The organism is Vibrio splendidus, from assembly GCF_024347615.1.
Taxonomy (GTDB): Bacteria; Pseudomonadota; Gammaproteobacteria; order Enterobacterales; family Vibrionaceae; genus Vibrio; species Vibrio splendidus.
In genome coordinates, this window is record NZ_AP025508.1 from 3,862,895 (window position 1) to 3,869,574 (window position 6,680).

A 6,680-nucleotide genomic window follows, 5' to 3' on the forward strand; every position below is an offset into this window, starting at 1 on the left:
CAAAAGAAAAGGCCAGCGTAAGCCAGCCTTTATGGTTATTTACCGATACAGAATGAAGAGAAGATTCGACCTAAAAGATCATCGGAACTGAACTCGCCTGTGATCTCATTGAGGTGCTGTTGGGTGATACGAAGCTCTTCCGCTAATATCTCTCCGGCCATGTAGCCTTCAAGCTGCTGTTGCCCAATATCAAGGTGTTCCGATGCGCGTTCTAGTGCATCCAAGTGGCGGCGGCGCGCCATAAAGCCACCTTCATGACCACCAGCAAAGCCCATGCAATCCTTGAGGTGGCTACGCAGAGCGTCGACACCTTGGCCTGTTTTTGCTGATAAGCGAATCAGGGTTGGATCGTTAACATGACAAATGCCTAACTCTTCACTGGTTTGATCCGCTTTATTACGAATTACCGTCATTCCGATGTTGTCTGGTAGACGATCAACGAAATCTGGCCAGATATCTTTCGGGTCTGTTGCGTCTGTTGTCGTGCCATCAACCATAAATAAAACTCGGTCTGCCTGAGCAATTTCTTCCCAAGCGCGTTCAATACCGATTTTTTCTACTTCATCAGAGGCATCACGCAGGCCTGCGGTATCGATAATGTGCAGTGGCATACCGTCAATATGGATATGTTCACGCAATACATCACGTGTGGTGCCGGCAATATCGGTCACAATCGCAGATTCTTTGCCAGACAGCGCATTCAATAGGCTCGATTTACCGGCATTTGGGCGGCCTGCAATCACGACCTTCATGCCTTCACGCATGATGGCACCTTGATTCGCTTCTTGGCGTACAGCTTCGAGGTTATCGATGATAGCCTGTAAGTCAGTACTGACTTTACCGTCAGCAAGAAAATCAATTTCCTCTTCTGGGAAATCGATCGCTGCTTCAACGTAGATTCTTAAGTAAATAAGAGAATCTACAAGCGTATTAATGCGTTTAGAGAATTCGCCTTGTAGCGATTGAAGCGCCGATTTAGCCGCTTCTTCTGAGCTGGCATCAATGAGGTCAGCAATCGCTTCGGCTTGAGTTAAATCCATCTTATCGTTCAAGAAGGCACGTTCTGAAAACTCACCTGGACGCGCTGCACGCACGCCTGAAATGGCTAGGATGCGTTTGATTAGCATGTCCATAACCACTGGGCCGCCGTGGCCTTGCAACTCTAATACGTCTTCGCCGGTAAACGAGTGTGGGTTAGGGAAGTAAAGCGCGATGCCTTGGTCGAGTTCGATGCCATCGTCAGATTTAAACGGTAGGTACTCAGCGTAGCGAGGCTTGAGTGTTTTTCCTGTTACTTCTAGGGCAACCTGAGTCGCCAATGGGCCGGAAACGCGGATAATACCGACGCCACCACGGCCGGGCGCGGTCGCTTGAGCAACAATCGTATCTGTAGTCATAGTTGTGCCTGCTAGCATGTGAGAGCCAAAAAGGGGCGTTCACGATTAATCAATTAGCTGAATTGTAATCAGCTAAAAACAAAAAGGCGACCTTTTGGTCGCCTTTCTTTATCTCTTTCTATTATCGAACTTACTTAGAATGTAAGCCTTTCTTTTCCAGCGCGCGGTAGATAAGCGTTTGCTGAATCAGAGTTACGATGTTCGATACTAGCCAGTAAAGAACCAGACCTGAAGGGAAGAACAGGAAGAAGAATGTAAACATAACCGGCATAAAGGTCATGATCTTCTGCTGCATTGGATCCGTTACAGTTGTCGGGCTCATCTTCTGGATTAGGAACATTGAAGCACCCATCAGAAGTGGCAAGATGTAGTATGGGTCTTGTGCTGAAAGGTCAGTAATCCAACCGAAGAACGGTGAGTGACGCAGTTCAACAGACTCCATTAGTGCCCAGTATAGCGAAATGAAGATAGGCATTTGCAAGATGATAGGTAAACAGCCACCAAGTGGGTTTACTTTCTCTTTCTTGTACAGCTCCATCATTTCTTGGCTCATGCGTTGACGATCGTCGCCAATACGCTCACGCATTGCAGTCAGCTTAGGCTGAAGCATACGCATTTTCGCCATAGACGTGTACTGAGCTTTCGTTAGTGGGTACATAGCACCACGAACGATAAACGTTAGACAGATGATTGCTAGACCCCAGTTCACAACGATGCCTTGAATGAACGAAAGCAGAGTATGAAGTGGTTTAGCAATGAACCATAACCAACCGTAGTCAACTACTAGATCTAGGTTTGGTGCAACAGCAGCCATTTGGTCTTGAAGTTTAGGACCAACCCAAAGCGTTGCTTTAAAGCTTGCTTCGTCGCCAGTAGCGATGGTTTTGTTCGGCATGCGAACACCAATGTCGCCAAGGTTACCAATGACACGAGTGTAAAGGTTGCTGCCTGCTTCGTCGCGTGGGATCCAAGCACTTGCAAAGTAGTGCTGAATCATCGCTGCCCAACCTTGACCATTGGCTAGGTTAAGAGACAGGTTGCGATCTTGCATGTCGTCGAAGCTGTATTTTTTGTAACGCGTATCTTCTGTAGAGTAAGCACCACCACGGTAAGTTGGCATTGTTAAGCTACCGCCGTCATCCATAACGTTTTGACGTAGGTGAGCGTACATGCCGAATGTCGCGTTAGTACCAGAGTTGTTGACTACATCGTATTCAACATCCATTGCGTAGCTACCACGCTTAAGGACGAATGTTTTCGTGTAATCAAGGCCGTTCGCTTGGTAAGTCATCGGGATGCGTAGTTCATCCTGACCATCAGCAAGCGTGAAGCTGTCTGCTGAAACCGTGTAGCTAGGGCGGTTAGTGCTGCTTAAATCGATACCTTGAGGGCCAACTAGACCGCTTTGTGCGATAAATTGGTGACCAGGTTCGTTCTTAAGAAGAACAAATGTATCTTCAGAATCAAACTCAGCAGAGTAATCATTTAGGTTTGCTTGAACGACATCACCACCAACCGTATCAATTGACAGAGTCAGTACATCAGTTGTTACTGTGATAGTTTTTGCAGAAGCGACTTGTTGGCCCGGAGCTGGGTCTAAGTCATCTGCATAAGATGGCGCTGGTAGGGTGCTGCCAGATTGTGCCTGCTCAATCGCTTGTGGAGCTGGGTTCTGAGCTACGTTCCATTGTTGGAACAGTAGGAAAGAAACCAAAGCCAATGCGATTAACAGGATATTACGTTGAGAATCCATCGTTATTTATCTCTGTCTTGTTTTTGGACTGGTGGAACGGGGTCAAAGCCCCCTTCGTTCAAAGGATGGCATTTTAATAGACGTTTGCCTGATAACCAACACCCTTTTACAAAACCGTGAGCTTTCAACGCTTCTATCGCATATAAAGAGCAGGTTGGAGTAAATCGGCAGCGTGGGCCGATGAGTGGACTAATAAACCATCTATAAAAATAGATGGGTATTAGCGCTATCCACGCGAAGGGCGAGACAGGCGAAGCCATAATTTGTCGAGTAGCTTGAACATTTCTTCATTGCTTAAATCTTGCGCGCTCTTCTTAGCGATTACAACAAAATCTTTGTTAGGAAGTTTGTGTTGAGTGTTACGAAAGCTTTCACGAGTAAGACGCTTGAATCGGTTACGACCCACGGCGGTTTTAATCTGCTTTTTCGGAACAGCTAATCCAAGGCGAGGATTTGAAAGAGAGTTATTTCGGGCAATGATGGTGAAATGAGGGGAGCCTGCTCGATGAGCTTGCTTGAAGACATTCTGATAATGTTCGGGAGTTAACAAGCGTAACTCCCGACCGAAGGCTAGCTTATTCAAAATAATCAAAGATTACTTAGAAAGACGCTTACGGCCTTTTGCACGACGTGCATTGATTGTTGCGCGACCGTTCTTAGTAGCCATGCGAGCACGGAAACCGTGAGTACGCTTACGCTTTAGAACTGTAGGTTGAAAAGTGCGTTTCATTGTAATTACCTTACTGATCAGTAGTTTTAGGTTTTTGTTAAACCCGGCGTGGGCATTTTTTCTCTTCTTTATATAAGAAAGGAAAACCGACGCCTCTCAACAAAGAGGCGGAATTGTAATCACTGTCACAAAAAGTGTCAATGATTGGGTTAACTAAAATTCCGGTCGGGGGATTATACGTAGAATAACTAAAATCACAAGGATCCTTATTCGATCCCGACCTTATTTAAGAATTTCTTTAATTTAGGATCCTGTGGATTACCAAAAATATCCTGTGGAGATCCCTGTTCGACAATGTGACCATCAGCCATGAAGATCACTCGGTCTGCGACCTCTCTAGCGAACTGCATTTCATGGGTAACCACCAGCATGGTTTGATGCTGATTTGCCAGTTTTTTCATTAAGTTAAGCACTTCGCCAACCCACTCAGGATCGAGCGCTGAAGTAGGCTCATCAAACAATAAAAGCTCTGGTTGTAGAGCCATCGCACGGCCAATACCAACACGTTGCTGCTGGCCACCAGAGAGCGCTGCTGGATAGCTATCTGTTTTCTCTCCTAGGCCAATATCATCGAGTATTTGTTGCGCTTTTTCATGAGCTTGCTGCTTTTTCCAACCACGAACGGTAATCAAACCTTCCGCAATATTCTGCCTTGCCGTTTGGTGAGCGAACAGTGCATAGTTTTGGAACACAAAACCGGTCTTACGGCGCAGTGCAAGCACCTCTGCTTTAGTGTGTTTCTGAGTATCAACCTTGATATCATCAATCGAAATCGTACCTTGATCGGCTTGCTCTAGAAAATTCACACAACGCAGCAGGGTAGACTTACCCGTACCACTTGAACCTATGATGACAATTATCTCACCTTGCTTGATTTCGAGGTCGATCCCTTTCAATACTTCGGTGTCACCAAACTGCTTGTGGATATTTTGTAATTTGATCATCGTACATACGCCTTATTCAGTTTCACTTCGGCCCAAATTTGAATACGAGTGAGGATAACCACCACGCCCCAGTAAATCAGCGCGACTGCTAAAAAAGCCTCGAAGAAGCGGAAACTTGAAGAAGCTTCCATCTGAGCTTTAGCCATGATTTCGGCTACACCTAGGGTGAATGCAAGTGAAGTCGACTTAATCATATCGATGAAATAGTTCATCAAAGAAGGCAGTGCCACACGGGTAGCCTGCGGCAAGATCACTCGACGCATGGCTTGGCTGGTTGTCATACCGACTGAGAGGCTGGCTTCCATTTGGCTACGATCGATACCGATAATGGCAGCACGAATACTTTCAGCCATGTAAGCAGCAAAGTGTAAGGTTAAGCCGATAACCGCGGCGCCAAACGCATCAAGTCCAACCATCCACGGAAACACTTGTGGTAGGCCATAGTATAGAAGGAACAGTTGCACCAGCAGTGGCGTGCCTCGGAAGAAGCTAATATACAGTTGGCTAAGCTGGTCGAGTACTGGGATTTTGAATACACGAATGTTCGCCAGTATCAAAGATAGAATCAGAGCGAAAAATAAGCCCCAGATTGCCATCTCCATAGTGGTGCCTAAATACTTCAGCAGTATTGGCAACAGACCTAGCATGTAATTAAAGTCAAATCCCATAATCTATCTCATATTTTTATTGGAAGTATTGTTTGGAAATACTGTTATATCAGGCTTTTTAATCAGTGCACAAAAGCAAAAAGCCCACCGCTGTGTAAAGCAGTGGGCCTCAAATGGGAAAGTGAGTCGTTACTTCTGAGTAATGTCCGCACCAAACCATTTCTGAGAGATACTTTCTAGCGTACCATCTGCGCGCATTGCTGCTAATGCTTCGTTTACTTCTGCTTGCAGTTTTTGACCGTTGTCGTTGTTAACGAAAGGCCAAGCGTTTTCGATTGTCTCGAATGGTTGTCCTGCTAGCTGTAATGGTAGACCAGTCTTCTTGATAAGCTCTAGTGCTGATAGGCGATCCATTACGAAAGCGTCGGCACGACCAAGAGCGACATCATGTTCAATACCGGTATCGTAGGTTTTGACATTGATTTTGCCATCTTTGTCGTAGCTGCGCAGCAGTTGCTCAAAGTTTGAGCCGAGGTTTACCGCAACCGTCTTACCATCTAGGTCTTCGATACCTTTAATGCTGTCATTACCTTTACGAACGGTAATTTGTGCGCCGTCTACTACGTAAGGGTCTGCGAATAGGTATTTCGCTTTACGCGCATCCGTTATTGTAATTTGGTTTGAAATGGTATCGATTCGACCCGTTTCAAGAAGACCAAACAGACCAGAGAAGTTTGCCGTTACGTATTCAACCTTGTAATCGTTACGTTTACCGATCTCATCCCATAAATCCACTTCAAAACCTTGTAGTTGGTCTTGTTTAACGAACGTAAATGGGAAGTAGCGACCAGACATGCCGACTTTAACTTCAGTCGCGGCTTGAACAGTAGCAGCAGAGAGTGCGATAGCCGCAATTGCAGCCTTAATCCAGTTATTCATTTGGTAACTCCTTATATTTATAGGGTTGGATGTTACTGGGAAATTGCTCAATAGAATAAATAACCAGATGTTATTAACCATAACCAGATCGTATTCTCGATTTGGGGATAACTAGCAAGGATCCGGGCATAAGTGGATCGTTATGTGAGTAAAGTAGGGGCAAGATGTGTGGATCCATCCAGTTTTGCACTATTTATTGTGAATAACTTGGATCTTATTCACTGGATCTGTGATCAATTGCTGGTGATCTGACTTATCAACAGGTAAAATTAGCGGTCATTTCATATAACTTAAATAGAGTGGGGCACC

The 6,680-nt window shown here is 45.4% G+C and carries 8 protein-coding genes; all 8 read right to left on the reverse strand.

Annotated features, from left to right (window positions below; all coding sequences use genetic code 11):
* Positions 1-35: 35 nt before the first annotated feature.
* The 8 genes from mnmE to OCU90_RS17445 all read right to left on the reverse strand — a co-directional run bounded on the left by mnmE (position 36) and on the right by OCU90_RS17445 (position 6,371).
* Positions 36-1,397: a tRNA uridine-5-carboxymethylaminomethyl(34) synthesis GTPase MnmE gene (mnmE, locus tag OCU90_RS17410; protein WP_004735804.1), complete on the reverse strand. Its 1,362-nt coding sequence runs from the start codon at positions 1,395-1,397 to the stop codon at positions 36-38.
* A 130-nt stretch (positions 1,398-1,527) separates the two neighbouring features.
* Complete coding sequence (gene yidC, locus OCU90_RS17415; RefSeq protein ID WP_004735803.1) at positions 1,528-3,150, reverse strand: membrane protein insertase YidC; 1,623 nt, start codon at positions 3,148-3,150, stop codon at positions 1,528-1,530.
* A 2-nt stretch (positions 3,151-3,152) separates the two neighbouring features.
* Positions 3,153-3,410, reverse strand: a complete 258-nt coding sequence (yidD, locus tag OCU90_RS17420; protein WP_004735802.1) for a membrane protein insertion efficiency factor YidD — start codon at positions 3,408-3,410, stop codon at positions 3,153-3,155.
* Complete coding sequence (gene rnpA, locus OCU90_RS17425; RefSeq protein WP_017055478.1) at positions 3,377-3,700, reverse strand: ribonuclease P protein component; 324 nt, start codon at positions 3,698-3,700, stop codon at positions 3,377-3,379. Before rnpA ends, yidD begins: the two co-directional genes overlap by 34 nt.
* Positions 3,701-3,745: 45 nt before the next feature.
* Positions 3,746-3,880 (reverse strand): 50S ribosomal protein L34, encoded by a 135-nt coding sequence (gene rpmH, locus OCU90_RS17430; RefSeq protein WP_004735800.1) that lies wholly within the window; start codon positions 3,878-3,880, stop codon positions 3,746-3,748.
* Positions 3,881-4,086: 206 nt separating this feature from the next.
* The gene (locus OCU90_RS17435; RefSeq protein ID WP_004735798.1) at positions 4,087-4,824 is read right to left on the reverse strand and encodes an amino acid ABC transporter ATP-binding protein; all 738 of its coding nucleotides are present in this window, start codon (positions 4,822-4,824) and stop codon (positions 4,087-4,089) included.
* Positions 4,821-5,492, reverse strand: a complete 672-nt coding sequence (locus tag OCU90_RS17440; protein WP_004735796.1) for an amino acid ABC transporter permease — start codon at positions 5,490-5,492, stop codon at positions 4,821-4,823. The genes OCU90_RS17435 and OCU90_RS17440 overlap by 4 nt, the downstream gene beginning before the upstream one ends.
* Before the next feature lie 129 nt (positions 5,493-5,621).
* Positions 5,622-6,371, reverse strand: coding sequence for an amino acid ABC transporter substrate-binding protein (locus OCU90_RS17445; protein ID WP_026012349.1), 750 nt, complete (start codon positions 6,369-6,371; stop codon positions 5,622-5,624).
* Between the last annotated feature and the right edge of the window lie 309 nt (positions 6,372-6,680).

Coding starts and splice junctions, on each gene's coding strand:
- rpmH (WP_004735800.1), bottom strand. CDS start 3,880: ATGAAACGCACTTTTCAACCTACAGTTCTAAAGCGTAAGCGTACTCAC.
- OCU90_RS17440 (WP_004735796.1), bottom strand. CDS start 5,492: ATGGGATTTGACTTTAATTACATGCTAGGTCTGTTGCCAATACTGCTG.
- mnmE (WP_004735804.1), bottom strand. CDS start 1,397: ATGACTACAGATACGATTGTTGCTCAAGCGACCGCGCCCGGCCGTGGT.
- yidD (WP_004735802.1), bottom strand. CDS start 3,410: ATGGCTTCGCCTGTCTCGCCCTTCGCGTGGATAGCGCTAATACCCATC.
- OCU90_RS17435 (WP_004735798.1), bottom strand. CDS start 4,824: ATGATCAAATTACAAAATATCCACAAGCAGTTTGGTGACACCGAAGTA.
- OCU90_RS17445 (WP_026012349.1), bottom strand. CDS start 6,371: ATGAATAACTGGATTAAGGCTGCAATTGCGGCTATCGCACTCTCTGCT.
- yidC (WP_004735803.1), bottom strand. CDS start 3,150: ATGGATTCTCAACGTAATATCCTGTTAATCGCATTGGCTTTGGTTTCT.